Source organism: Desulfonatronum thiosulfatophilum (assembly GCF_900104215.1).
Classification (GTDB): domain Bacteria; phylum Desulfobacterota; class Desulfovibrionia; order Desulfovibrionales; family Desulfonatronaceae; genus Desulfonatronum; species Desulfonatronum thiosulfatophilum.
The window spans coordinates 38,866-64,558 of record NZ_FMXO01000002.1; the positions used below are offsets into that span (position 1 = coordinate 38,866).

At 55.9% G+C, this 25,693-nt stretch carries 24 protein-coding genes; 7 read left to right on the top strand and 17 right to left on the bottom strand.

The window, feature by feature from the left end:
• The first annotated feature begins 70 nt into the window (after positions 1-70).
• Entirely contained in the window at positions 71-2,074 is a 2,004-nt protein-coding gene (locus BLP93_RS01715; protein WP_092116601.1) for an alpha-1,4-glucan--maltose-1-phosphate maltosyltransferase, read from the top strand.
• A 438-nt stretch (positions 2,075-2,512) separates the two neighbouring features.
• Here BLP93_RS01715 and BLP93_RS01720 read toward each other — a convergent pair whose 3' ends face one another.
• Positions 2,513-3,637 carry a KamA family radical SAM protein gene (locus BLP93_RS01720; protein WP_092116603.1) on the bottom strand — a complete coding sequence of 375 codons (1,125 nt, stop codon included), beginning with the start codon at positions 3,635-3,637 and terminating at the stop codon, positions 2,513-2,515.
• 282 nt (positions 3,638-3,919) lie between these two features.
• Between BLP93_RS01720 and BLP93_RS01725 the strand changes: the two genes are divergently transcribed.
• From BLP93_RS01725 to cbiQ, 4 genes are all read left to right on the top strand, one after another.
• A complete protein-coding gene (locus tag BLP93_RS01725; protein ID WP_208596540.1) occupies positions 3,920-4,675 on the top strand; it encodes a hypothetical protein in 756 nt (251 codons plus the stop codon).
• 157 nt (positions 4,676-4,832) lie between these two features.
• Entirely contained in the window at positions 4,833-5,234 is a 402-nt protein-coding gene (locus BLP93_RS01730) for a hypothetical protein (RefSeq protein WP_092116605.1), read from the top strand.
• Positions 5,234-5,878 (top strand): cobalt transporter CbiM, encoded by a 645-nt coding sequence (cbiM, locus tag BLP93_RS01735; RefSeq protein WP_092116607.1) that lies wholly within the window; start codon positions 5,234-5,236, stop codon positions 5,876-5,878. Before BLP93_RS01730 ends, cbiM begins: the two co-directional genes overlap by 1 nt.
• The gene (gene cbiQ, locus BLP93_RS01740) at positions 5,875-6,636 is read left to right on the top strand and encodes a cobalt ECF transporter T component CbiQ (RefSeq protein WP_092116609.1); all 762 of its coding nucleotides are present in this window, start codon (positions 5,875-5,877) and stop codon (positions 6,634-6,636) included. The genes cbiM and cbiQ overlap by 4 nt, the downstream gene beginning before the upstream one ends.
• A gap of 12 nt (positions 6,637-6,648) precedes the next feature.
• Here cbiQ and BLP93_RS01745 read toward each other — a convergent pair whose 3' ends face one another.
• The 14 genes from BLP93_RS01745 to BLP93_RS01795 all read right to left on the bottom strand — a co-directional run bounded on the left by BLP93_RS01745 (position 6,649) and on the right by BLP93_RS01795 (position 22,311).
• Positions 6,649-6,990, bottom strand: coding sequence for a M48 metallopeptidase family protein (locus tag BLP93_RS01745; protein WP_092116611.1), 342 nt, complete (start codon positions 6,988-6,990; stop codon positions 6,649-6,651).
• Between the two features lie 159 nt (positions 6,991-7,149).
• Positions 7,150-10,101, bottom strand: a complete 2,952-nt coding sequence (locus tag BLP93_RS01750) for a type I restriction endonuclease subunit R (protein ID WP_208596541.1) — start codon at positions 10,099-10,101, stop codon at positions 7,150-7,152.
• Positions 10,098-11,153, bottom strand: coding sequence for a virulence RhuM family protein (locus tag BLP93_RS01755; protein WP_092116615.1), 1,056 nt, complete (start codon positions 11,151-11,153; stop codon positions 10,098-10,100). The genes BLP93_RS01750 and BLP93_RS01755 overlap by 4 nt, the downstream gene beginning before the upstream one ends.
• Positions 11,154-11,392: 239 nt before the next feature.
• Positions 11,393-12,700 carry a type II toxin-antitoxin system HipA family toxin gene (locus tag BLP93_RS01760; RefSeq protein WP_092116617.1) on the bottom strand — a complete coding sequence of 436 codons (1,308 nt, stop codon included), beginning with the start codon at positions 12,698-12,700 and terminating at the stop codon, positions 11,393-11,395.
• Positions 12,697-13,056, bottom strand: a complete 360-nt coding sequence (locus BLP93_RS01765) for a helix-turn-helix domain-containing protein (protein ID WP_208596542.1) — start codon at positions 13,054-13,056, stop codon at positions 12,697-12,699. Before BLP93_RS01765 ends, BLP93_RS01760 begins: the two co-directional genes overlap by 4 nt.
• Positions 13,057-13,279: 223 nt before the next feature.
• Positions 13,280-13,420, bottom strand: a complete 141-nt coding sequence (locus BLP93_RS16860; protein WP_153304270.1) for a hypothetical protein — start codon at positions 13,418-13,420, stop codon at positions 13,280-13,282.
• Positions 13,421-13,541: 121 nt separating this feature from the next.
• Entirely contained in the window at positions 13,542-15,902 is a 2,361-nt protein-coding gene (locus tag BLP93_RS01770; RefSeq protein WP_161946158.1) for an ATP-binding protein, read from the bottom strand.
• A gap of 170 nt (positions 15,903-16,072) precedes the next feature.
• Positions 16,073-17,434 carry a restriction endonuclease subunit S gene (locus BLP93_RS01775; protein ID WP_161946159.1) on the bottom strand — a complete coding sequence of 454 codons (1,362 nt, stop codon included), beginning with the start codon at positions 17,432-17,434 and terminating at the stop codon, positions 16,073-16,075.
• Positions 17,431-17,592 carry a hypothetical protein gene (locus tag BLP93_RS16985; RefSeq protein WP_161946160.1) on the bottom strand — a complete coding sequence of 54 codons (162 nt, stop codon included), beginning with the start codon at positions 17,590-17,592 and terminating at the stop codon, positions 17,431-17,433. Before BLP93_RS16985 ends, BLP93_RS01775 begins: the two co-directional genes overlap by 4 nt.
• Complete coding sequence (locus BLP93_RS01780) at positions 17,589-18,590, bottom strand: virulence RhuM family protein (protein WP_092116623.1); 1,002 nt, start codon at positions 18,588-18,590, stop codon at positions 17,589-17,591. The genes BLP93_RS16985 and BLP93_RS01780 overlap by 4 nt, the downstream gene beginning before the upstream one ends.
• On the bottom strand, positions 18,587-18,733 hold the full coding sequence (locus BLP93_RS16865; RefSeq protein WP_153304271.1) for a hypothetical protein: 147 nt from the start codon (positions 18,731-18,733) through the stop codon (positions 18,587-18,589). Before BLP93_RS16865 ends, BLP93_RS01780 begins: the two co-directional genes overlap by 4 nt.
• Positions 18,734-18,839: 106 nt before the next feature.
• The gene (locus BLP93_RS17635; protein ID WP_092116624.1) at positions 18,840-19,022 is read right to left on the bottom strand and encodes a DUF1016 N-terminal domain-containing protein; all 183 of its coding nucleotides are present in this window, start codon (positions 19,020-19,022) and stop codon (positions 18,840-18,842) included.
• A gap of 146 nt (positions 19,023-19,168) precedes the next feature.
• Positions 19,169-20,749 (bottom strand): ATP-binding protein, encoded by a 1,581-nt coding sequence (locus BLP93_RS01790; RefSeq protein ID WP_092116626.1) that lies wholly within the window; start codon positions 20,747-20,749, stop codon positions 19,169-19,171.
• Complete coding sequence (locus BLP93_RS01795) at positions 20,746-22,311, bottom strand: type I restriction-modification system subunit M (protein WP_092116628.1); 1,566 nt, start codon at positions 22,309-22,311, stop codon at positions 20,746-20,748. The genes BLP93_RS01790 and BLP93_RS01795 overlap by 4 nt, the downstream gene beginning before the upstream one ends.
• A gap of 367 nt (positions 22,312-22,678) precedes the next feature.
• Between BLP93_RS01795 and BLP93_RS01800 the strand changes: the two genes are divergently transcribed.
• Complete coding sequence (locus tag BLP93_RS01800; RefSeq protein WP_092116630.1) at positions 22,679-23,665, top strand: Rpn family recombination-promoting nuclease/putative transposase; 987 nt, start codon at positions 22,679-22,681, stop codon at positions 23,663-23,665.
• Positions 23,666-23,947: 282 nt separating this feature from the next.
• Positions 23,948-24,700, top strand: a complete 753-nt coding sequence (locus BLP93_RS01805) for an energy-coupling factor ABC transporter ATP-binding protein (RefSeq protein ID WP_092116632.1) — start codon at positions 23,948-23,950, stop codon at positions 24,698-24,700.
• A 144-nt stretch (positions 24,701-24,844) separates the two neighbouring features.
• On the opposite strand, the gene BLP93_RS01810 is transcribed toward BLP93_RS01805, so the two are convergent.
• Entirely contained in the window at positions 24,845-25,087 is a 243-nt protein-coding gene (locus BLP93_RS01810) for an HU family DNA-binding protein (protein ID WP_092116634.1), read from the bottom strand.
• A gap of 100 nt (positions 25,088-25,187) precedes the next feature.
• Positions 25,188-25,427: a hypothetical protein gene (locus BLP93_RS01815; RefSeq protein WP_092116636.1), complete on the bottom strand. Its 240-nt coding sequence runs from the start codon at positions 25,425-25,427 to the stop codon at positions 25,188-25,190.
• Positions 25,428-25,693 lie beyond the last annotated feature (266 nt).

Below are 25,693 nucleotides of genomic sequence, written 5' to 3' on the forward strand. Positions count from 1 at the left end.
GTAAAAACCGAGACAGCCATTCGCATTGACGGACGTCATCTTGACGTCAAAACTGAATCCAGGAGGAAACATGCAACGATTCAACGGACGACGACGCGTCGTCATCGAACATGTTCGCCCGGAAATTGAAGAAGGCATGTTTGCCGCGAAGCGTGTCGCGGGCGAGGACCTGCTCGTTCGCGCTGATATTTTCACGGACGGCCACGATCTGATCCAGGCCCGCCTGCACTTCCGGCCCCTGGGCGAAGAAAAGTGGGAAATCCATCCCATGAAGGCCCTGCCCAACGATCTCTGGGAGGCGCGTGTCGTGCCGGAATCACCCGGCGAATATGAATATACTCTTGATGCGTGGGTCGATCATTTCAGCACGGTGCTGCACGGGATCCACAAGAAACTTGATGCCGGTCAGGACATCTCCGTGGACCTGCTGATCGCTGCCTCCGTGCTCCGCTCCACCGCCTCCAGAGCAGGGGCCGAGGGAATCTCCGAACAGGCGGCGAGCCTGCTTCTGGAGACTGCCGCGGAACTGGAAAAGGGGCTCAGCCCCAAGCAGGGCCTGGCCCTCCTGGAAGATCCGCGTCTCCAGCGGGCTGTCCATGCCTGCCCTGACCCGGAATTGATCACCACCTACCCGCGCATTCTGCGTCTGTATGTGGAGCGCCCCAAAGCCCTGTACAGCACCTGGTATGAACTCTTCCCCCGCTCCTGGTCGCCCGAGCCGGATAAACACGGAACCTTGCGCGACGTGGCCAGGCTGCTTCCGGAAATCGCGAAAATGGGATTCGACGTGCTCTACCTGCCGCCGATCCATCCCATCGGACGGAGCAACCGCAAGGGCAAGAACAACGCCACCGAGGCGCAGCCCGGCGATCCCGGCTCACCCTGGGCCATCGGCGCGGAAGAAGGCGGCCATACCGCTCTGCATCCGGAGCTGGGCACATGGGATGATTTCGATGAACTCGTGGCCCGCGCGCGTTCCCACGATCTGGAAATTGCCCTGGATCTGGCCTACCAGTGTGCCCCGGACCATCCCTATGTCCGCGACCATCCGGACTGGTTCCAATGGCGGCCGGACGGCACCGTGCAGTACGCGGAGAATCCGCCGAAAAAATACCAGGACGTCCTGCCCTTCCACTTCGAAACCCATGACTGGGAGGCCTTGTGGCAGGAACTGGCCGACGTGGTCCGCTTTTGGATCAATAAGGGAATCCTTATTTTCCGGGTGGACAACCCGCACACCAAGCCCTTCGCCTTTTGGCACTGGCTGATCGCCACCATCCGCAAAGAGCATCCCGACGTCATTTTCCTGGCCGAAGCCTTCACCAGGCCCCGGATCATGGGCCGTCTGGGCAAACTGGGCTTTTCCCAGTCCTATACCTACTTCACCTGGCGCAACACCAAATACGAGCTGACCGAATACATGACCGAACTGACCCGCACGGACATGCGGGACTACTTCCGGCCCAACTTCTGGCCCAACACGCCGGACATCCTCCCGGAATACCTGCAGTACGGCGGGCGTCCGGCCTTCGTGATCCGCCTGATCCTCGCGGCGACCCTCTCCAGCAGCTACGGAATCTACGGCCCGGCCTTCGAGTTGTGCGTGGCCGAGGCCGTTCCGGGCAAGGAGGAGTATCTGCATTCCGAGAAATACGAGTGCAGGCAGTGGAACTGGGACCAGCCGGGAAATCTCAAGGAGCTGATCACCAGAGTCAACCGAATCCGCCGCAACCATGTCGCCTTGCAACGCACCGACAATCTGCAGTTCGTCCCCGTGAACAACGACTCCATCATCAGCTATTTGAAATATTCGGCGGACGGGGAGGACACGCTGCTGGTCGTGGTCACCCTTGACCCTTTCCAGCCGCAAACGGGACAATTGAATCTGCCCATGGAAGAACTCGGCCTGGCCGAGGGCAGACCTTTTTTACTGTTTGACGAACTCACCGGCGAACGGTTCATCTGGCAAAGCCGGTATCCGATCCTGGCCCTCAATCCCCACTCGCTCCCGGCGCGCATCCTGAGCCTGAAGCGGACCATGAAACGCGAACAGGACTTCGATTATTTCCTCTAAAGCGAGCCCTGTCCGCAACCCAAACAGAAGGCATTTGAACCGCCCGCTTCGCTCAAGTAGCGGAGGACGCCAAGAAGAATTTTTGCCTTCCGCTGGAAAGATGCGGAAGGCAAAAGGCTTCACGCCTGACGGCGAAGAGACATCACACCGACAGGGGTGAGGCATTCTTTTAAAAAGCAGCTCATTCCCTACTTTTTAAAATGTTTTCCTTGGCGTCCTCCGCGCCTTGAGCGAAGCGGGCGGTTATCTCATGCTCGTCACCAAGCTTCAGACAAACTCCTGCATCAGGCCTTAAATTTTCAAGTCCTTGGCGTCTTTGCGGTTCAAACTTGTTTTTTGTGACAGGATCGAGGGAATAAAGTCACTAATCCCTCCATGAACACGGCGCTCCGGATGAAGTCGGAGCGCCGTGCATCTACCGCCTGAAAGGCACCCCCCTCACTCCGCAAGCCAGCCGTCGCTCAGGCTGACCACTTCCATGATTTCCTGATAATCATCAAACCAGTATGCTTCCGGATTCTTTCTGCAGATGACGACCTCCCCGCTCTGCTCCGGAATCGCCGCCCGGTGATAGCGAAAAATGATCTGATCACTGGTGGAGGCCAGGACCTCGATCTTGCCCGTGGCATGGGACATGGTCAGCTTGGCGCGCTTGCCCAGTCCTGAACACATGTTCCTGGCTTCCTGATAAATCTGGTGCGCTTCCTCCACGGGCACGGCAAAGGGCAGGTTGCCCACCGTGGGGCGACAGAGAAAAACGTAGTACGGCGGCACGCCGATGTAGGAGAGCTTGTTGAAGAGTTCCCCCAGCACCTCGGGTTTGTCGTTGACCCCGCGCAGCATGGGCGTCTGATTGCAAAGCACGGCCCCAGCGCGCAGCAGCTTGTCACAGGCTTCGATGCTCTGGCTGGTGATCTCCCTGGGGTGGTTGAAATGCAGCATGAAGTACATCCTGCGATCCGGCAGGCTGTACTGCCGTACAAGCCGGATCAACTCGGGATCGTTGAGCACCCGGAACGGATTGTAGGCCATGAGCTTTGTTCCGATCCGGATAATGCGCACATGATCAATCGCCCGCAGTCCCGCGACGATGCGTTCCAGGCGGTCCGTGGGCAGCATCAACCCGTCTCCGCCGGTGATCAAAACATTATTGATTTCCTTGTGATCGCGCACATACGCAAAGGCCGAGTCATAGTCCGTCAGAAAATTCCGCTGTTCCGGATGAATGAACAGTCGTTTGCGAAAACAGAAACGGCAGTAGCCGCCGCAGGCTTCACTGGCCAGGAAGACCGCCGTGCTCTCGTATTTGTGCTGCACTCCCTGCATCACCGAATATTTGGCTTCATTCGAAGGATCCAAGTGCCCCCACTGCTCGAGTTCCTCGGAGCAGGGCACGATGACTCTGCGGATCGGATCATCCGGATCGTCCCAGTCGATCAAGGAAAGATAGTATTCATTGGAAAGAAAATCGAACTTTTCCATGACCGGTCGCAGTCGCTCCCGGTCAGCCTGGGGCATCTGGCTGATTCCATTAAGATTGGTGATGTTTTCAGGATAGGCCATTGATTCTCCTGGATGAAGGTTATCAGTTATGGGACTTTCCCATATCTCATAATCAATCCTTAAAGAACATTCAAACCAAAGCAAAAAACTTTCCGCAAAAAACTTACCCACCTCATGACTACATAAAAAAACACAAAATATGGCACAACTTACACAATTGACAGAAACTCATATCAAGGATTAGGATTGTTTTTCGATTTGCTGTCGAGGAGTTGACTGTCAAAGTCTTCTCGGCATTGCCGCTGATAATCCTTTTAACTTGCAAAATTTGGAGAAGACCGCATGAATCTCTGCAAGCGAATCCTGTTCGGCACGCTCCTGGGCTGTGTCGCCATGTTTTCAGCGATGACCGCTCTGGCTCAATCCGGAACGTTAGAATTTTTCGCCAATGGAGAGGAGCTGGCCACGGAGGGTTTCATCGAGCCCAAGCTGACCAAGGACGGCTGGACCCTGACGTTCAGTCATATTTTTGTAACTCTTTCGGATATCACCGCCTACCAAACTGATCCGCCGTATAATGCCTACGAAGGAGGCGAAATCAGCGCAACAACGACCGTTTCTCTAAAGGGCGTCCATACCCTGGACCTGGTCATGGGAGCCGATGAGAACTCCCTGGTACGCATCGGCGAAGTCCAGGCCCCCGCCGGCCACTACAACGCCGTCTCCTGGAGGATGACCAACGCCGAGTCGGGCATGCTGGCCGGTTATTCCATGGTTCTCACAGGGAAAGCGGAGAAGGACGGCCAGAGCGTCAATTTCCAGCTTTACTCCAATGAAGAGCGGACCTACCGCTGCGGCGAATATGTCGGCGACGAGCGCAAGGGCTTTCTTGAAGAGGGTGGCACTGCGGACCTGGAATTGACGTTTCACCTGGATCACATCTTCGGCCGGGCCGACAAGCCCGCTGACGATGAAATGAACGTTGAGGCTCTCGGTTTCGCGCCTTTTGCCGACGGTTCGAAAAAATATGCCATCCAGCTCCGGAGACTGCACATCGGGCATGCCGGGGAAGGCCACTGTGCCGTGGAGTGGCATTAATTGACTCAATGAAGTCGAGAGAGGGAAAGGACACATTCCCTCTCTTGCCCCCGAATACCGTCCAATGCGATCATTCCGAACGTCGACTCTTACGCTCCTGGCTGTAATCCTGTTTATCGGGCAATGCCCCAATCTGCTCCACGGCCATGGTGCGCTCATGAAGTTTACACCTGCGCCGGGCATTGTCGTTCACGCCAAGTACGACAACGGCCAACCCATGTCCGAAGCGCAGATCACGGTCTATGCGCCTGACAATCCGGCCCGGCCGTGGCTGGTGGGGCAGGCTGATCCGGAGGGACGATTCGCTTTTGTTCCGGATCCGGCCATCCCCGGAACCTGGGCTGTTCAGGCCAGACAGGCGGGGCACGGCGCGATAATCCACATCTCTACGGATGAGACCCGGAGCGACATTCCTGACCCCATGGTGAACACCACAACACCGCAGTTTAATCAGACCTCACAGGGAATTACGCCCATCCAAAAGGGACTTATGGCAGGAGCCATCGTCTGGGGATGTGTCGGTACAGCCCTGTTCTTTTCATGCCGGAGGCGTACCTGATGCATATTCCCGACGGAATTCTCCCCCTGCCCGTCACTCTGGGGGGGTATGCCGTTTCCGTTTCCATAGCCTGGCTCTGTATCCGCAAGATCAAACAACGGGAGGATCCGCGCGAGGACATTCCCAAGGCCGCCCTGCTCACCGCGGCCTTCTTCGTCGCTTCGCTGATCCACATCCCCATCCCGCCGGCCAGCGTACACCTGGTGCTCAACGGGCTGCTGGGTGCACTGCTTGGGCCCTTTGCGTTTCCGGCAATCCTCATCGGCCTCTTCTTCCAGGCCGTGATGTTCGGCCACGGCGGCCTGACCACCCTGGGCGTCAACGGCATCATCCTCGGTCTGCCGGCACTGGCCGCCTACGCCATTTTCCATCTGCGCAAAGGCCATTCCCGGACCGCCGGCCCCCGCAAGACCGCCGTATTCGGATTCTTGGCCGCATTCACGGCCATCTGCCTGTCCGTGCTCATCTTTTCCATGATCCTCTTCACGAACATGCCGGCGCACCTCAGTGCGGAGGCCGAACGTACGGCCATCACGGCCCTGGTTCTGGCGCACATCCCGCTGGCGCTGCTCGAGGGCACGCTGACCGCCCTGCTGGCTGTTTTCCTGCTCCGGGCCAGCCCCGCAATTCTGGAGGGCGTATGAACGCTCAGGCCATGTCCGGCACGGCCCACCACTCCTTTCTTCATCGCTGGGACCCCAGGCTGAAGCTCGTGGCCTTGCTCCTGCTGGCCTTTACCTTTTCCTTTATCGACAATCTTCGCGTTCTGCCGGCAATGGTCGGCATCACCTTGGCAATCGTTCTCCTGTCCGGATATCCGCTCCGCCTGCTTCTGCGGCGTCTGCGCTATCCTTCCCTGATCGTTCTCTTCCTTGTCCTGCTCCTGCCGTTCATCAGCGGTTACACTGCGCTGCTGGAATGGCGCGGCCTGCGTGTGACCACGGAAGGGTTGCAGGCCGCGCTGCTCGTGACCACGCGGTTCTTCTGCATCCTCTCGCTGGCCGTTGTTTTTCTGGGCACCACTCCCCTCCTGGTGAACATCAAGGCCATCCAGGCCATGGGCCTGCCGTACATCATGGCGGACATGGCCCTCCTGGTGGTGCGCTACATTGAGGTGCTGTCGGCGGATCTGCGCCGGATGCGGATCTCCATGCGCCTTCGCGGCCATGCGGAGCAATCCTTCTCCTGGAAGAATCTGCGCACCATGGCCTGGTTGACCGGAAGCCTGATCCTGCGCAGTTATGAACGCTCCCAGAGCGTCTATAAAGCCATGCGGCTGCGCGGCTATGGACACGTCGATGCCCGGCCCGACGAATTCAAAGCCACCCGCACGGACATCGCCTGCCTGTGCGCCGTATCCGCGGCGGTCCTGATGCTGGTCTTGCTGGAATTCCGGCTTTAGCGGCCGAGTTCTTTATCTTTGACGCGACTGCTGCAGCGCAAAGTCATGCACTATTTTCTTTAACTCGATTTCATGGGCCTCATACTCACCCAGATGGGCACGCATCAGGCTTTTCCAGAGCTTTCCATGGTTTGGAATAAAGAAGTGGAGCAGCTCGTGGACGATGACGTAGTCCCACAATTCCTGCCTGAGTCCGAGCAGATCCGTGCTGAAGTTGAGGTATCCGTTGGTGGAGCAGGAGGCCCATTTATTCCGCATCGGGCGCACGCCAAGCCAGACCACGTCAACGCCCAGTTTTTCCGACCAGTGATGGACTCGATCTTTAAACGCGCGCTTTCGATCCGGTTCTGTCATCACATAACCTGAGTGTAGAAAAGTCCTTATCCGGCAGTTCGGTCAAAAACCCCCAGTGCAAGAAGCAATAAAAGCTCAAGCTCGATGCATATCTTTTCATACAGTAAGAGTTTGAACTTTTGCGTCGATGCAGCAAATGGGAGTTTATCAGGGGGCTGGTCAGATCCTGTCCGCCTTTTCCAGCAGTGTGAAAAGCTGATCCACCAGGGCCGTCACCCGCTCCAGGTCGTCACTGTTGGCGTAAACGGCGAAGGTCACTTTCTTGCGCAGCTCACGCAGCGCGTTTTCGCTCTTTCTCCAGTTGGGAAATTCCACAAAGGCATGCTTGACCTTGCGGCTCACCTCTTCCGCGTTGGTGATTCCCGCATCCAGGAGCGTTCGATAGACAAAGTAGGTCAGCCCATCAAAACCCTTCTCCGCCTGCTCCCTTTTGCGCGCCTCATTCGCTTCCACTTCCCGCAATAACGTATCCAGCGCATCAGCCGTGCTGGTCTGACGATCCTCGAAACTCTCCTGTACAGCCTGGGCCCGCTGGGCCATGGCGATGAGATACGGGTCGTCGCTTTCCTCCTCGGCCTTTTTTTCAATGCTCTTGACCAGGTTGATGATCTTGTTCCCGTCCCCGCCTTTGTTCTCGGCAATATATCGTGCGGTATTCTCATTGATTTCGATGACATCGATCACGGGCTGAATGTAGCCGGTCCCGACATGCTTCTGGACCAGCTCACGAGTCTTTTTCTGAAAATCGCGATCAACCTGGATCCGCCTGGTGTAGGCCTTTCTCACGACGTTGTAGATCGCCGCGAGCGTTCCGTAATCTTCAATGAAGGGCCGCAGGAAGGCATCCGGGGAGATGATCTCGTAGAGCATCTCGATCTCTTTGAATTCTTTGAAAAACGCCTTGCGACGTTGCGGGTCGCGAAAATGCTCGATCAGGGCATCGACATCCTTGTCGTCAAAGTTCCGCTCGATCAGCGCCAGGTATTCCGGCGCCTGCTGCTCCATCTTGTTCTTGAACAGCACTTTGAGCAGCTTCAGATCCTTGATGATGGCGTTGATCTCTTCGCTGTCAAAGGCCAGGGCCTTCTCCAGCTTCTCAAAGATGCCGACGAAATCGAGCACAAAGCCGTGCGGCTTGACCATCTCGGCCTGCTCGTTCTCAAAAGGCCGGTTCACCCGGGCGATGGCCTGCAGCAAGGTGTGGTCGCGCATGGGCTTGTCGAGATACAGAGCGTAGAGCACGGGCGCGTCGAAACCGGTGAGCAGCTTCTCGGTAACGATCAGGATCTTCGGCTGCTGGTCGAGCTTGCCGAAGCTCTTGCGGATCTGCCGCTCCCGCTTCGGGTCGAGGTGGAACTCCTTGAGCAGCGCGGAGTCGTTGTTGTTGCCGGTGTAGACCACCTCGGAATATTCGGCCGGCAAAAACTGATCCAGCGCATGCTTATACAGGGCGCAGGCCTCGCGATCGACGCCCACCAGAAAGGCCTTGTACCCCAACGGCTCGACATTCTCGCGGTAGTGCCGTGCGACAAATTGCGCCACCTTCTGGATGCGGTCCGTGCCCTTGAGAAAATTCTTCAGGTTCACCGCCCGTTCCAGGATCTTGTTCAGCTCCGCGATATCCGCCACACCCTCGGCTTCGGCCAGGGAGAGAAATTCCTTATCCAGGGTTTCGTGCGGCACGAGCAGCTCGCTTTCGGCCAGGCTGTAGTAGAGCGGCAACGTGGTGCCGTCGCCGATGCTGTCGGCAATGGAATACTTGTGGAGATAGCCCTTGTCGTCCTCGCAGCCGAAGGTTTTGAAGGTGCCGCGCCCGTAGGCGGTCTTGTCCACCGGCGTGCCGGTAAAGCCGATATAGCTGGCATTCGGCAACCCAGCCATGAGGAAGTTGCCCAAATCGCCGCCCGTGGTGCGGTGCGCTTCATCGATCAGCACGTAGATATTCGATCGGGTGTTGATATTCGCCGGCATGTCGCGGAACTTGTGGATCATCGTGACGATAATGCCCCGGTAGTCGTCGCGCAACAGCTTGTTCAGCCGCGTGATACTGCCGGCATGTTCCAGATTGCCCAGCCCCAGCGCGGCCAGATTCTTGAGCATCTGGTCTTCCAGCTCGTTGCGGTCGATCATCAGCAGCACCGTCGGCTTGTCCGCCTCGGGTGCGCGAAAGAGCCGCTCCGCCGCCTTGATCATGGTGAAGGTCTTGCCGCTGCCCTGGGTGTGCCAGACCAGCCCGCGGGAGCGCCTTGAATCGAGTGCCCGGCTGACGGTCGCCTCCACCGCGCCGGTCTGGTGCTGGCGCAAGATGTATTTGTTCAGCTCCTCGTCCTTCTCGGCAAAGACGATGTAGTCCTTCAGGAAGGCGAGCACTTGCCCAATGGCGCAGAAGCTCATCACCTTGGACTCCAGCTTGCCGACCTCCTCATCCTTCCAGTTGAAGATGTTTCGGCGCACCGTGTTCCAGGTGACCCCGTAGGAAAAGCCGATGGCGTCGGTGGCGGTAAAGAGCTGTTGGGATACGAACAGCTCGGGCGTCTCGCGGTGATACCGGCGGATCTGGTCCACTCCCAGGGCAATCGCCTCATCCTTGCCGGCGTTCTTGCACTCGATCACCAGCACCGGGATGCCGTTGATCAGAAAGACCACATCCTCCCGCGTGCCGTAGTGGCCGTTGTGAAAGGCCCACTCCTCGGTGACTTCGTAAACATTCCGGCGAGCCTTCGGTTGCCTCTCCGGATCATCATAATCGATCAGGATCAGATCACGCTCGCGCCTCTCCTCATGATCAAAAAACTTGCCTCGGTTGCGCAGATGCTCGACGAATTCCCGATTGCCGAAGATGTTGGCGTGAAGGTGGCGAAACTGCCCGAGCAACGCGCCCGCGGCCTCGGCATAGCGCGGGTTGAACTCCCGCACCTTGGCGTCGAGCAGGTCGTCGAAGAAGAGCGAGCGGTTCTTGGCGCGATCGGCTGTCGGCACGACAGGATCAAACCCACGCCGCCGCTCGGCCTCCTCGCGGGACACGAATGTCCAGCCGATGGCCTCGGCGTAGGCGAGGATGCGGGCTTGGACGGTTTTATGTTCGCCGGGTTTGGGCATTTTATTGGTCACTCATCCAGTTTTGTATCCAGCTGCTTCACCATCCGGTCGAAGTCGCTTTCAAACAGCCGATCCTGCACGATGCGGTACTTCTCAAATTCGCTCTCGGCGTGGGCCTTGGCGATCTCCGCCGTCACCTTTCCCGCGTCCTGCAAAATCTTACGGTCGGTCGCCGCAATGAAGCGGTTCAATCGGGTTTCCCAATCCTGCATGGTCATGGGGATCTTGCGCAGCGCCATATCCTCCGCAACATCCAGATAGGCCGAAACCAGCCGTACCAGTTGCGCCATTTCATGTTCGGTCAGGTAGTTCTTGGCCACGACGACGTCGAATTTCTGGATTTTACCTCGCGGTGCATCCTTCCAGGTGGTCAGGCCCATGTGCTCTTTTTCGGCATCGGCACGAGTATGGATGACCTCCGCCGCCGTCTGCCCATGAATCGCCCAGTGCAGCTTGTTCTGTACAGTGGAAAAAAATCGCTTGGTGGCCTGGGCCGTCACGTCATAGTCAATGGAGGTCGCGTAGATGTCGGTGATTTTCTGGTAGAACTTGCGTTCGGAGAGGCGAATCTCGCGAATGCGCTCTAACTGCTCTTCAAAATATTGATTATTGAGGACGGAGCCGCCACTTTTCAGGCGTTCGTCATCCATCGTGTAGCCCTTGATGGTGAACTCCTCGATAATGGTGGTCGCCCATTTGCGGAACTGCACGGCACGTTCGGAGTTGACCTTGTAGCCGACGGCGATGATGGCGGCGAGGTTGTAGTGCTTGGTGTTGTAACTTTTGCCATCGGCGGCAGTTATCCGAAAATTTCGGATAACTGAATCTTCCTGTAACTCACTGTCGCGGAAAATCTTTTTCAGGTGATAGTTGGTGGTTCGCACATCCACATCATAGAGCGTGGCCATCATCTTCTGTGTCAGCCAGATGGTTTCACCGGCGTAAACCACCTCCACACCGCCCGTGCCGCTAGCCGCGACAAAGGTCAAATATTCCGCCGCCGAGGAACGGACGAGGGGTTTCTCAATCTTTCCGGAGACCTTCGGATACTTGCTCTTACTCATCCTTGGACACCTCCTTCCGGCACGTAAAGGCTTGAAATCAGACATCAGCCCGACCCCTCAGAGTTCTGATTTTCCAATTTCGGGATCCAGCAGATCGTCGAAGAAGAGCGCCAACCCCTTGCCATCGGATTTTGCGACTCATATGTGAGACACGACCATAAATTGCGACTCGCTACTTCACATTTTTGAGTTACAAGGAAAATATAATCGTGATGCCGACATATAACGAGAAATCAGTTTCATGAATAGGGTTGGAGATTCAACGTAGTTTGAATTTTTTCGCGCACAACATCGGGAACGCCTGCCTTTTCCGCAAACGATCTCCATTTCGACACCGTTGCCTGCACATCGGCAACGATTTTCGCGGCGCGTCCCCGTTTCATTGAAGCAGTCCTTGCACAGGCCTTGAAATCCTCCAGCGTGAAATTGTCGCGCTTTCCATTCATCATCATCTGATGGCTTGCCGTCCACGCACCCGCGGGATTAAAGCTGTAGGTCATATCAAAGGCCGGTGACAGCGACCACTCACCGGATTTATTCATCAGGAAGGCAATATTCTTCACGTGGTCGTCTTGATTGCGGGCCACGATATTAAAGACCATGCGCCGAAACAGTTGCTCGATGGCCTGCATTGGCAACTGCAGTTGCCGCATCACCAGCAACGTCTGCTCGTAGCTGTAAGCGCCTGCCATATTGAAATCGTAGTGTGCGAGGGCGCAGAGTGACTGCATGTGAAGTTTTTCGCCGGCAGCAAGACGATCAAAGCGGCGCGTCATGAAATGCGACCGGCCATTCTCTTTGAACAGCCTGCATTCACTGATTTCAATGCCACATTCAAGCGCCATCAGGTAATATGCGTACTCGATCAGCCCGTAGCCTTTTGAGTCTTCCAGTTCCTTATCCTTATTGCCGCTGACGCCGTCAAATTTCAACAGCCAGTATTCAAACCCCTCGCCGGCTTTGACCTGACCAGACCGCACTTCATTAGTTTTTGGGTTCCATGCGATAACCGCCTTCGCCCTCGCGCCACCGGCGGATGTGCCCACGCGAAGAATATCCCTCAGCGCATCCTCTTTGCCTTCTGCCGTAAAGGACGCCTGGAGGTTATTCCTGTGGGTCAATATCTCCGATGCAAGCATCACCAACCGGCTGACCTCAATGGGCGTGGTCTGCTTTGCCTCGGGGCCGATGGCCGGGGCAAATTCCAGCGCACCCATGCCGCGTTCACCAGTATAGCAAAGCCGCTCAACCGCGTTGAAGGAATCCGGTTGCCGCCCCTGCGATGCCAGCCAGGCATCAAGCAGCGCGTTGCCAAATTTGTCAGGCAGCGAGTCGGCCAGCAGGCCGGGCAGCCCAAGAAATGTCGGGCGAGAAAGCTCGGGGAAGCGGTACACGCGTCGGGACAGCGGCATCACAATCGGCGCGACTTGAATACCGCTTCGCGCGAATTCCGCATCGTATTCAAAGCTGGCGACTTCCTCCCCATCCTGTAGTGAGACAGCGCCGATGGTTTTACCCCACAGCCTGACTTCGGCAAGCGTGCTCATGAATTATCATCCCAGCGCCAGGGTTTGTCGGTCGCCTTTGCGGCACGTCGACCCGAAGCCCGTTGTCGGACCTTGCCCTTCCGCTTTAATAAATCCATCGGCCTGGGCCCGGACTCCGGAATCAGGCCATCCAGCCCAGATACGGCGTCCAGCACCCGCAGCACCCGAATCAGGGTGGTCAACTGCGACGTTTGTCCTGCCTCCATACGCTCGAGGGTGCGCTTGGCGATACCTGCCTGTTCGGCCACTGCCGCCTGGGTCAGCTCCAATTCAACCCGGCGAGCGGCAATACGTGCCCCCAATTCGGCCAGCACGGCGTCATCTGTGAGTAAACTGGTGATTTCCACAGTCGTCATACATTACGAATATGTCGGTTAAATCTCTATAAATCGTCAACTGTTTCGATATATATCTTGGTAATTTTCTTTAGTCAATTCGCAATAAATGGCGATATAATAATTTTATTCATACTTAGTCATAATTTCTTACGATATATACTTCATGCTTTATGAGCTTGCCCCGGTTGCCGTAGATCTCGATGTGCAGATCACGGAACTGCCCGAACAACGGCCCTCAGCCTCAGCGTAGCGCGGGGTTGATTTCCCGCACCTTGGCGTCGAGAAGGTCGTCGAAGAACAGCGTTAACCCCTTGCCATCCGAAGTTATGGCGAACCGCAGATTTCGCAGATGTGCGCAGATTAGTTTTTGGAGTTTTTTCATCTGCGGTTCAAATCCGCTCCGCTACTCGGCTTCCTCGCGGGACACGAATGTCCAACCGATGGCCTCGGCGTAGGCAAGGATTCGGGCTTGGACGGTTTTATGTTCGGAGGGGGTGGGCATGCTATTTCCCCTTGATGAGTTTGTGCTCCTCGCAACGTGTCAACAGGCTGCGCAGCCCGCTGATAAAATCTCTGGCCTGATCAAATGTCACTTCCAGCCGTCCCGGATTGTTGTGGCAAAGAAAGTTGATTAGGTCCCCTTGGCCCAGCACTCTTGCGAGGTCTATCCCAATCGCACCTTCCTTGGTTGAATCGGCATTAATCAGCAGCTTCCGCAACTCGTCTGCGATGCCGGCGAGAACAAAGTCGCCTGCGGTGTATTTCCCATCTGCCTTGAACCTCACTTTCAGTTCAATCTTCGCAGCAGAGCGGGCGAGAAAGTCCTCCAGAACCACACGAAACGGCCCACCGAGATTTCGGTAGTTGGCTTCCGTCAAATTTTCCGTGATGAATTCCCAGGAGCTTTCTGACACTGAAATGACCGGCCCTGTGTCCACGGACCAGCCGTTGATCTGAATATACTGCCATTGATTCTGCAGCCCCATCACGCGGGCGCTCTTCTGCAGAAGCTCGTTCCAATGGTCATCATGGGTTGTCAGAATAATCTGGAAGTCTTTGAATTCCGTGAACAACAGCTCGCCGACACGTCGCCTGTGCTCCTTGTCGATGCTCGTCAGCACATCATCCAGCACGAGGAGGGTTCCCGGAGGATTGAAAATGCGAACTGCCGCCAGAAACAGACAAAGACCAAGAGAATCAAGGTGTCCCTCGCTTAAGAACGCGCGTGGATCTTTCGAGTTCGCGAGGCCCAAGAACTGAATGGCAAGGCGCAGGCCTCCAGTGGCTGCCCGGGAGGTAGGTTTGAATTCAAGTGCTGTGCATTCCGAGGCTTCTCCTCCATCGGCGAAGTCATGCAGAACCTTGTAATAATCCAAAACCTTGCCCGAAATCTTTGTGAAGACCTGTTGAATCGCGCCTTCCCGAGCCGAGGAGAAACACTCCCTTGCGATGGTCGTCCGGCGAAGGATTTCTCTGGAGCCCGCGAAGGCAGATTCGGCCTTCTCCACATCCTGCCAAGAGGCGATGCCGCGTTCCAGTAGGGCAATTGCAGCCTCCAGCTTCGCAGAGTCTGGAGGGACCAATGCATCTTTTTGCTTATTCAGCGCAACTGCCACCGCTTTCCGAATTTCAGCGATGGCTTGAAGACCTTCGGGAACCACAACGTATTCGACAAAGTCATCCTTTTCGGCACGGGCGAGGAATCGAGTAAACCGGAGTGCCTTTGCACGCGCACCCCTTAACTCCGTAAGAGTGGCCGTCTCGAACAAACCCGAATGAGCGAGGTCCTTCTTGAGCAGATCCGCAATCGACACCGCGTATTGTTTGAGGCGCCCAAATGCAGCCGCTCGCTTGGACATTGCATTACGCAACTCTTGAAGCGCCTCGCCTCGCTCTTTGAGCCGGGCGAGCAGAGCGTCCAGCGGTTGCTCCAGTTGGGTTTCACATAGAGGGCAATGTGTCTCGTCGTTGTGTCCAGCGAAGTAGCACCTGCCCTCCTCAATGATACTGCTGCGTGGGGCATCAGCAGAAGAAACGGCCAATTCGGCGATTTTTCCTCGCAGTTCGTTGACGGTCTTTACGTCGGCGTCAGGCACAATTGCCAGCGGGGTCTCAATGCTGACTAGGGCACGGGTGATCGCATCTATTTTCTTTCGATTGGCCTGAGGCCTCTTGGCCTTGAGCAGTGGAAGCCGAGATTCCAAATCTTCCCACTTTTCGATCTCCAAACCGAATGCCTTAACCGTCTTCGCAATCTGAGCAAAGACTTGTGCAAGATTGGTGGGAACGAACCCAGAAACCGGATCTTTGAACAACGCGAGATTTGTTTGATGGGAGGTCTTCGTTCGACCGACTGCTATGTTCGCTTGGCGTTCAGCCTCGACAAAACTGCGTTGAAACCGATCCACCTTTGTGATCCCGAGGAGTTGGACAAACTTCTGGTATCGATCCGCATCTTGATCACAAACAAAGTCCAAGATCTTCGCACGACGGAGAACAAACCCATCAACCTTCGGGTGCTGTGTAAAGAAATCATTGATCGGCTGCCGATTGGTGAGTTCGAGGGTGTCAGAGGAAAGTTTTCGAGAGATTTCTCCGTTAGAAGGGCTTAGGGCGATAACCACCTTCGGGTCTCCGCCAGTTCGGACGTTCTTAACCGCGTCGTCGTGAGAAATGCTACCTGTGCCGGCACCCGTAAAACGGGCGACCTGTCCCGAAAAGACGAACTCAATTCCGTCTACAAAAGCGCTCTTACCTTTTCCGTTCGTTCCGAGGATGACAAGGTTCTTGCCTTTGAGCTTAAACTCATTCGCTGGGAGCCCTCGGAAATGCTCGAATTTGATCATCCGGACTCTCTCATTCATTACCCACCTCATCTTCCACACAATCGTTTTTCGAAGCGGCGGCGATAACTTCGGCTGCTGTAGGAGTCTCTGAATCAAGCAACCGGACTAGTGCCTCCTGCGCAGCGATGGGAAGTGAAGCGGCCGAACTGAGCGCGACGGTAAATTGCGCCGAGAGGTTCTGGAACAATTCAACTCGTAGATCTCGCTGCGGTGCTGGTTTTTCTGCCTCTTGCGGAGTCGTTGATTCCATATCTATTCCGTTGATTGTGATTTTTGAAATTCCAAGCGTGTACGCGGGTCTTCGCGGTCATCAGTTCGTGAAGGAGGGTGCGGAAGAGGTTTTGGAGAGTCGCCTTTTTCAAAATGGCGTTGTTCGCCTTATCGTCGATGAGCGCCAGTGTTCGTGCAATCTCCTCTTGTTCCTCGATTGCTGGAACCGGAACGAGCATCGTCTTCAGCGTTCCCGAGTTGATATTAAACTTCCCGTCGGCGGTTCGGATTGCTTTTTCGCTGAGAAATGACATCCCGACTTCGGTTCTCGAATACTCGTTGAGAAAATCGGGATTGAGGACAGACGGATCTAAGCGGACTCGGATAAGATACGATGCAAAATAACAGTCGGACAATTCACCATTGAATTTTGAGCATCTTCCAGCATTCTCCTTCACGCCATTCGTTCGAACAAAAAGGAGATCACCAAGTTCGAGTGAAAGCTTACCAAGTTCGCTCTTTTTGGGTTTACCGAACTTTAGGTCTTTAGGGTCAATATGGCCACCAACAACATTCGGAATTCTCAAGACGGGTTTCCCATCTATGTCGTAGCCGCATTTCACGGATGTGCCGTATTGAAAGGATTCAGCCTTGGTCGCCAAATTCACCACCTCCCAACTTTCGGGGACGGGGCCGATTTCGGTTTGTTTTTGGGGTTCGTTGCGGAGGCCTTCGGTAAAGAGCTTGTGCATGAGGGCCTTTTTCAGCTCGGTGGTGGCCTGAATGATCCGCTCCTGCGCTTCGATCGCCCGCTGCACCGTCGAAAGGATGTGCGCGATCTTCTTCTGCTCGGGGAGTGGGGGGAGCGGAATGAATCGGTCGCCAAGAACGGTTTTGCTCAAACGCTGACGACCCGTGCTGCCCTCCATTTTGCCGGCAAGGTCGGAGCGGACTTCGGGATGCAAGAGATAAAAGAACAAGTAAAGCGTATCTGAGTGTCCTTTCCGGCCACGCATCGGGATCACTTCGGTTGTGGCATAAGCAAAGTCAGTCTCGATATCGACAATAGCCTGCTTCCCGTTCTCGAACGACGGCGTGATCTTTGCGACCATGAGATCACCGTTTTCGACATAGGTGCCGCTTCCGAGCTGGGCCAAAGGCTTTGGCGTGAATTCGGACACGTGAATCCGACCTAAGGGAATTTGATCCATCCGAAAAAACGGGATTTCGTCGCCATTCTTTGAAAGATCGAGACCGCGAGGCTTGCCGGTAAAGTCAAACGACTCGGCGACTGGACCGAGCTTCCAATCGGAAGGAAATTGGAACTGTTGGATCTTCATACCCCGATCTCCTCCAGAACCTTCCGCAGGGTCTTGTCCATCGCCCTCGCCAGAGAGTGATTTAACCGCAGATTGCGCAGATTTGCGCAGAGGATTTTCTGAATGCCTGAATCTGCGTCCATCTGCGTCATCTGCGGTTTCATCTCTTCCATCTTCACACCCTTTCTCCCTTCCGTTTGAGTTCCTTCTCCAACTCCTCGATGGCTTCCAGATCCTCGGCATCGGCTGCGATGGCTTCCTTTTTCCGACGTTTGGCGTCGAAGTCTTCATAGCGTTCGGTGGCGATGGTTTTCATGGTCTCGTGACTAACGGAACCGGGGCCGTCGAGCAGGGGCTGGTCGTTGGAGGCGAGCATGCGGTCTACGCTGTTGCGCCAGAAGTCGAGGGTGAGATCCTTCTGTTGTTTGGCGCGGAGTTCAGCTTGTTCGAGGAAGATGACGACGAGACGGTTGAGGGTGTCGACTTCGTCTTCGGTGAGGTAGTTCTTGGCGACGAGGATGTCGTGCTTGCGGACACGGGAACCACTCCAGGTGGTGAGGGCCATGTTGGGCTGGCTTGCATCAGCACGGTCGACAATGAGCTCGGCAGCAGTCTGGCGGGTGGCGGCGTAGAGCAGCTTGTTCTGCACTTCGGCAAAGAAGAGCTGGGTTTCCTTTTCGCGTGCCTGATAATCACTGCTCAGGGCGAAGAGGTCGCGGACTTTCTGATAGAAACGCTTTTCCGAAGCACGGATGTCGCGGATGCGGGCCAGGAGTTCGTCGAAGTAGTCCAGGCCGCCGGGGTTCTTGAGGCGCTCGTCGTCCATGACGAAGCCCTTGATCAGGTATTCCTTGAGATGGCTGCTGGCCCACTGGCGGAACTGGACGCCCCGCGGGGAGCGCACGCGGTAGCCGATCGCCAGAATGAGGTCGAGGTTGTAGAGCCTGGTCTGGTAGCGCTTGCCGTCGGCGGCAGTTGTCAAGGATTCCTTGACAACTGAGTCTTCGGCTAACTCTCCGTCCTCAAATATGTTCTTGGCATGAAGGCTGACATTCTGCTTGGTTATTTGGAAGAGCTCGGCGATTTCAAGCTGGGTGAGCCAGACCGTCCGGCCTTCGATGCGCAGGTCGAGCCGGGTGCGCCCGTCGTCGGAAGTGTAAAGAACCATTTCGCTCATACCCCGATCTCCTCCAGAATCTTCTTCAACGCCTTGTCCGTCGCCCGCGCCAGAGAGTAGCTTAACCGCAGATTGCGCAGATTTGCGCAGATGATTTTCTCAATGTCTGAATCTGCGTCCATCTGCGCTATCTGCGTTTTCATATCTTCCATCTTCACGCTTTGCCTCCCCTCTGTATGAATTCTTTGGCTTCAGTTGCCCGGGTTTTCCGGACAACTCAGTGTCACCATCCGCCTTTGACTGGGGCACTCAGTGCGTGCACAATTTGAGGATCGGAAATACATCGGCGAAGCGGATCATGCTGAAAAGGTTGCGCCGCCCAAAACCTCGTCCAAACTCCCTCGTCAATTGTGCACTCAGTGATTGCACAATCTCTTTTCCGTATTCAGCGCGCTGACTTCCAAGGACTTCCGTCTGGATACGCTTGCCTATACGCCAGTAAAGAACGTCATTTCAGCATTGACTGTGCGGGCGATAGTCTCGCGGGTTTGCTCGATCATGGAGCGCACGTCGGCCACGAGTCCGGCGTCGCTCTGGACGACTTGTCCGATTTTTATGTCCGCTGCTCACGATACCGCTCATTCGCCCCCCCCGTTTTTTGCCAAAAGCTCCAGCACGGCCCGCCCCTTTTCCGTGAGCCGGTATTTCTGAAAGCGGCTGGTTGGCTTTTCGGGGATGGTGGGTTCGATGATACCGGAATCCACAAGTCGTTTGATCTGTTTGTGCAGTTCTCCGGAAACGGTCTTATGACCGAGAATCGGAGCCAGACTTGCCTTGCCTAGTGGCTCCTCCCGAATGGCCAACACTACCTTCGCAGCCAAGGCCGACTCTAGCCGTGACTCTAGCCGCGACTTTAGCCGTGACTCTAGCTGTGAGCCGACTGGGTCGGTGACTTGTCCGGTGACTTGCGGGGTGACTTGGTCCCGACCCAGTCTAGACTTGGCCCCCGGCTCAGGCATTTTCCTCCGGATCGTCAACACGAAAAAACCGCCGTCAAGCCTGATTTCCGGTTCAACAAGCCCAGCCTTTTTGCATCGCCGGATCATGTCGCGGATACCGGTTCCCATACGTTCGATGTACTTGGTCAGGTACATGGGCTCGGCAATAAGCGGATTGTGCGGGACCGAGGCATGTGGGCCGCGCAGTTTTTCCAGGGTCAGGGTCGGCGGCAGGGTGCCGGGGTTCCAGACTTCCAGCCGGTCTTTGAAGAGCATGACCTGGACGCTGCCATTGCTGGTGTAGTCGCGATGCACTACGGCGTTGACGATGGCTTCGGCGACAACTTCCTGGGGTATTTCGTATTTTGTCGGGGCCTGGGTGCTTTCGGCTCGCGTTCCCACCCAAAGATCGATCTTGGAAAGTACGAAATCCTTGGCCTGATCCACCAGATCGAAAACCGTGCCTTTGTAAACCTGATAGGAAGGAATGGGTTTTTCCACTTCATAGCCGTGGAAATGGGCGCATTTCACCTCGGAAGTGATCAAGAACCGCTGAGGCTGTTTGCCGAACAACAAAATGGCGGCATGAGTCGGTCGTCCCTTGTCGAGCAAATTGAGATGCTCCAGGACCTCATGCGGCGGCGTATCTCCCGGTAAGGGAAAATTGTGGCCGCGCCGGGAAAGCACAAGAAAACGGGTAATCTTGTCTTCGGCAAGATCATCATACGTTGCGTTTCGACAGAACGTGGCATCAAACGGGCCGAAACGGATCAGTTCCCGCTCTTCAAGAATCCTGATCAGACTTGCATAAACCGCGGCGATCAGCTCCTCGGCGGAATTGATCCGCCGCCGGATCAAGCTGTCTGTGACCTGATCAATCAAGGCTCGCATTTTCGGATGCCGAACGCTGTCATCGACTCCCTTGACGAAGATCAGCCGGATCTTTCCCTTTTCCGTGGCCCGATTGAACTCACGGTGGGTCGGCGAAAGCCCCTCGCCATCTTCCCGGCCATACTCCTTGCCGAAGATGCCCAGATAGATATCACAGCGATCCACCTGGTCGAGGTAGCACTGATCGGCCCGCTGATCGGCCGCCGGCTGTTCTTCAAACAGAAAGTATTCGAAAAAGCGCCGCAGCATCGGATCCCCGGAAAGGTATGCGGCCAGGGCCTTGCGCTCAGCGGCGAATTCCTTTTGCACGCTGCTGATAAAGATCTTCACGCGCCGACTCCGAGTTGCCTGAGGATGGCATCAAGAGCCTTGTCGGTCTCTTTTGCCTCGGCTTCGATGACCCTGAGTTCCGCGACGATCTCGGCGATGGGCCGGTAGGTTTCGGCATCCGAGGTGTGAATGTAGCGGCTGGGGGAGATGTTGTAATCGTTCTTCTTCAGCTCGGCGTGATCGACGATGCGGCTGAGCTTATCCTCTTCCTGCCACCCGATGAGGGTGTCGGCGATACGCTGAATGCCCTCATCAGGAATGAAGTTCTTGGGGTCGCCCTTTTGGAAGACCTGGGATGCATTGACCAGAAAGACCTTGCCCTGGCGCTCCTTGGGCTTGGCCTTGTTCAGGAACAGCACGATGCCCGGGGCGGTGGTGTTGTAGAAGAGGTTTTCCGGCAAGTAGAGCACGCTCTCGATGAGGTCGTGGTCGACGAACCACTGGCGGACGGTCTTTTCCTTGTTGGCGCCGGCATTGCCCGAGCCGCGGGATGCCGCGCCGGTGTCGAGGACCACGGCGGCGCGGCCTTTCTCATTCAGGCTGGCATGCATGTGCTGGACCCAGCCCCAGTCGGCGGAGGACTTGCCGGGAAAGCCGGCCCCGGCGGGAAAGCGGTCGAGTTCGTCGTTGTCGTAATCGGCCTCGGTGAACCAGTCCTGGTTCCACATGGGATTGGCGACGACGCGGTCGAAGGTGCGGAGCTTGCCCTGCTTGTTGCGGAATTTGGGATTCTTGAAGGTGTCGCCGATCTCGATCTCGCCTTCCATATCATGGATGATCATGTTCATGTTGGCCATGGCCCAGGTGTCGGCGGTGTACTCCTGGCCATAGAGCTTGAGCGGGGCGACGGTGCGCTTCCTACCCCTGGCCGCCTCTTCCATGGCGATCTCGCACTTGATGAGCAGGCCGCCGGAACCGCAGGTGGGATCGTAGATTTCCATGCCGGGCTCCGGCTGAAGCACCTTGGACATAATAGCGCCGACTTCCGGCGGGGTGTAGAACTCGCCGGCGCTCTGGCCGCCGCCCTCGGCGAACTTGCGGATCAGGTATTCGTAGCTCTTGCCGATGATGTCGGCCTCGACGTCCTCGAGCCCGAGGCGTTTGGTGCTGATCGCTTCGATCAGGTTGGAGAGCCGGTCGTCGTCGATATCCCGCTGGCCGTGGGTGGTGGCGTTGAAGTCAACGCGGTCGATGATGCCCTGCAAGCGAGGATTTTCCTTGGCGATGGCCCGCATGTGGGTGGTGACGCTTTCGCCGATCTTGTCGGAGAGTTTGCGGATGATCGACCAGACCGGTTCCTCCGGGTCTTCCGGCAGCAGGGGCAGATAGAAGCGCACCAGCTTGTGATCGGCCTTGACCAGCTGGAAGGCCTTTTTGCGCGAACCGACCTCGGCCGCTATCCGGTTGACCTCGTCATCGAAGACATCGCACAGCCGCTTGGTAAAGATCAGCGGCAGAATGAAATCCTTATATTTCGGTGCATCCTTGGCGCCACGGATGGAACAGGCCGCATCCCATATCCAGGATTCGAGGGATTTGCCTCTACCATTATTGTTTGCCATCAGCACTCAATCCTTTTTCCATGCGCATAACGCCGTCCAGAACCGACAACCGAAAGCGGAACGACGAAGAAGCATAGCTTTTGGCTGTATAAATGTTTGGTAATTAAAGGAATTCACGGAATGATACAATAAAGGTCATTGATAATGCCTTGGGAACAGGGGCGACTCACTTTTGACATTGCGTAACCGTGAGGTGTCTTGAACAGCGCTAGCCGATTGCAATATTCGAAATCACTTAGACCACGCTGGGCATGGATGCAACCAGGGCTGACTCTGAGCCGCGATTCGGCGCGTACAAGTTTCCAAGTACTACACCAAACGCGAGAATCCTTGTCTTGTCGTCTCTGTTCCTCTACGTTCCACCTTCATGAGCGAAATCAACAGCATCCATGACACGTTCTTCCGGGAAACCATGAGCCACAAGGAGGTCGCCGCCGATTTCCTGGCCAACTACCTTCCGGCGAAGGTGCTCAAGCATATCCGCCTGGATACGCTGACCATCACGAAGGACTCCTTCGTGAACGAGAAACTGGCCGAACACTACTCGGACCTGCTCTACCACGTTACATTCACCGGCAACCGGCTTGGGCTCATCTACTTCCTGTTCGAGCATAAAAGCTATCCAGACGAATTTACCGATCTTCAACTGCTGGGCTACCTCTCGGAGAACTGGCAACTAGTCCGCAAGCAGTTCCCAAATGCCAAGAAACTGCCCCTGATCATCCCGGTCATCGTCTACCACGGCAAACCCAAGGGCAAAACCATTCGTCTGGTTGACCTCATCGACCTGCCCCACCCGGACCTGGCCTGCTACGTCCCAACCTTCGACACCGCCTTCTACGATTTCTCCCCCGCCGCCGACGAATCCATCAAGGGCGATATCTACCTGCGACTGTTCCTGCTCTGCCTCAGAGCCAAAAACATCCCGAAATCACGAAAAATTCTGATTCAGATTCTGATCCTCTTGGCGCAACTCCCCGGTGACGTCACCTCCATGCACTGGATTCAAAAGATATTCCGCTACCTCTCTCAGGGCATGGACATCGACCGGGGCGTAGTGCATGATCTGGTCAAAGAGTACATTCCCCTGGACATGGAGGGAAAGATTATGACGATAGCTGAGCAATGGAAACAAGATGGGCGTATGGAAGGCCGTGTTGAAGGCCGTGTTGAAGGCCGTATCGAAGGCCGCCAAGCCATTCTTCAACGCCTCGTCGCCAAACGCTTCGGCCAGAACATCCTGGACATTCAGTTCCAGGAGCGCCTGCGTAAAGCCACGCCGGAACAGCTTGACCTCTGGGCTGAACGAATCCTGGACGCCAAGAGCGTTGATGAGGTGTTCAAGGACAACTGACTCAAGCCAATCCGAAATATCGAATTCAGTAAAGGGAAGCCATCCGGCTTCCCTTTCTTTTGCAGAGGGGATAGTGCCAGGTTAAATCAGTAGTGTTGTTTTCGCATACACCCTCCGGCCCCCATTCGCCGCTACGTCCGTTCCGCATCATCCTCGCCGACTTCGCAACTTTCCATTTCATTTTATTGCCAACCACGCGCATCCGGCATAAATCCCTTTGCGGCCTCCGAAACCACCTCTCCGAACCGGCAACCACAAGAACACGAGAGTTCGATATCTGAAATGTCCCAAGAACCTTCCTCCGCAATCGCGCTGCACGATCTCTGCTTCTCCTATCCGGACAACCCCGACGTACTCCGAGACCTCAACCTCGTCATCCCTCCGGGGCAGCGGGTCGGGCTGATCGGCCCGAACGGAGCGGGGAAGACGACCTTGTTCATGAGCATCTGCGGCATTCTCAAGCCGACGTCCGGCCGGGTCCTGGTCCAGGGCGAGCCCGTGACCAGCGGCAGCTTCAACCCGCAAGTGGCTCTGGTTTTTCAGAAATCCGACGATCAGCTGTTTTGCCCTTCGGTCTGGGAGGATGTGGCGTTTGGGCCCGAGAACATGGGCTTGTCCGGCGAAGAGGTGAACCAGCGGGTCCGGGAGGCGCTCAACACCGTGGGCGCCATGGATCTGGCCCAGCGTCCCGTCCATCACCTCTCGGAAGGCGAAAAACGCATCGTCTCCATTGCCGGAGCCCTGGCCATGCAGCCGCGGGTGCTCATCTACGACGAGCCCAGCGCAGGCCTGGACATCCGCGCCAGACGCCGGCTGATCACCTTGCTCAAACAGGGCGACCAGACCTTGCTCATTGCCTCCCACGACCTGGAATTGGTCCTGGAAGTTTGCGAACGTGTCGTGCTCATGGATCAGGGCCGCATCGTCGCAGACGGCCCTGCTCTGGAAATCATGGCCGATGAAGACCTGATGACGGCTCACGGCCAGGAAAAACCCCACTCCCTGATTCCCCACTGCCTGCCCCATAAACACTGAGTATGCCTTGCTTCGCCGCGCAGTCCCATTACGTGAGGCTGCCGCACCCGCGAACATCAAATTGCTTCTCGATACAAATTACGGCCGCAAAAAAACCCGCTTCCAGCAAGAAGCGGGTCTTGGATAGAATTTTCATATCCGAACCTATTGTTTCAATACGCATTTCACCAGAGCATTTTCCGGATGATAGGTCAGGAAATCATCACCCTGGCCTTTATCGATGCTCAACGAGCCCAGCTGCGGAAGATCCACGGCATTGCCGTCTTTCAGCGTCTTGGCGGGCACGGAAAAAATGGCGTCCACGATTTTTTCCGCTGTGGCGTCGTCTTTGACCACTTCGGAAAGACCATCCTTCAACGCGTTGATATATGTTCTTTTCTCTATCATCTTAAGTCTCCTGTCGTTTGCCATGTCGACAATCGTCGTCAACTCATTGTCATCCGATGGCGTGCGGCGCGGCTGAGTCTTCAGCCGCGGGTTCGTCCCCCTAACGTCCAAGGCTTTGCATCAGTTCATCGGAAGGCTTGAAGCAAAGACAATTCTCTCCCGCGGAACGGTCGATATCAATGTGTCCCAATTTTGGAAGCTCGACGGAATCTCCGTTCTCCAGGGCCTTCACGGGAACATGGAAAACAATGTCCAGCATGTTTTCCGCAATGTCGTCATCCGTGACCACGTCCGGCAGACTTTCCTTCAACGCTTTGATATACGGGCTTTTATCGATCATGGTGAATCCTCCGGGGTTGCATTTTGGTGAATGATCAGCTCCCATACGACGCGACAAAAGCCGAATCCGCCCTGAATCCAGCCGATCGGCACATCAGGGTCGCGGACGACCTTCGGGAAAGAAGTTTCAAGTCCGAAACCCAAGACTTCTTGCCGAAACTTATTTTTCAAAAAAAATGCCAATCGGACCTGGACGGTATATCCCTTAATTCATTACGCAACAACACCGCACGTGAGACAAAGCTCTATCCGTTTCTCTACAATCAA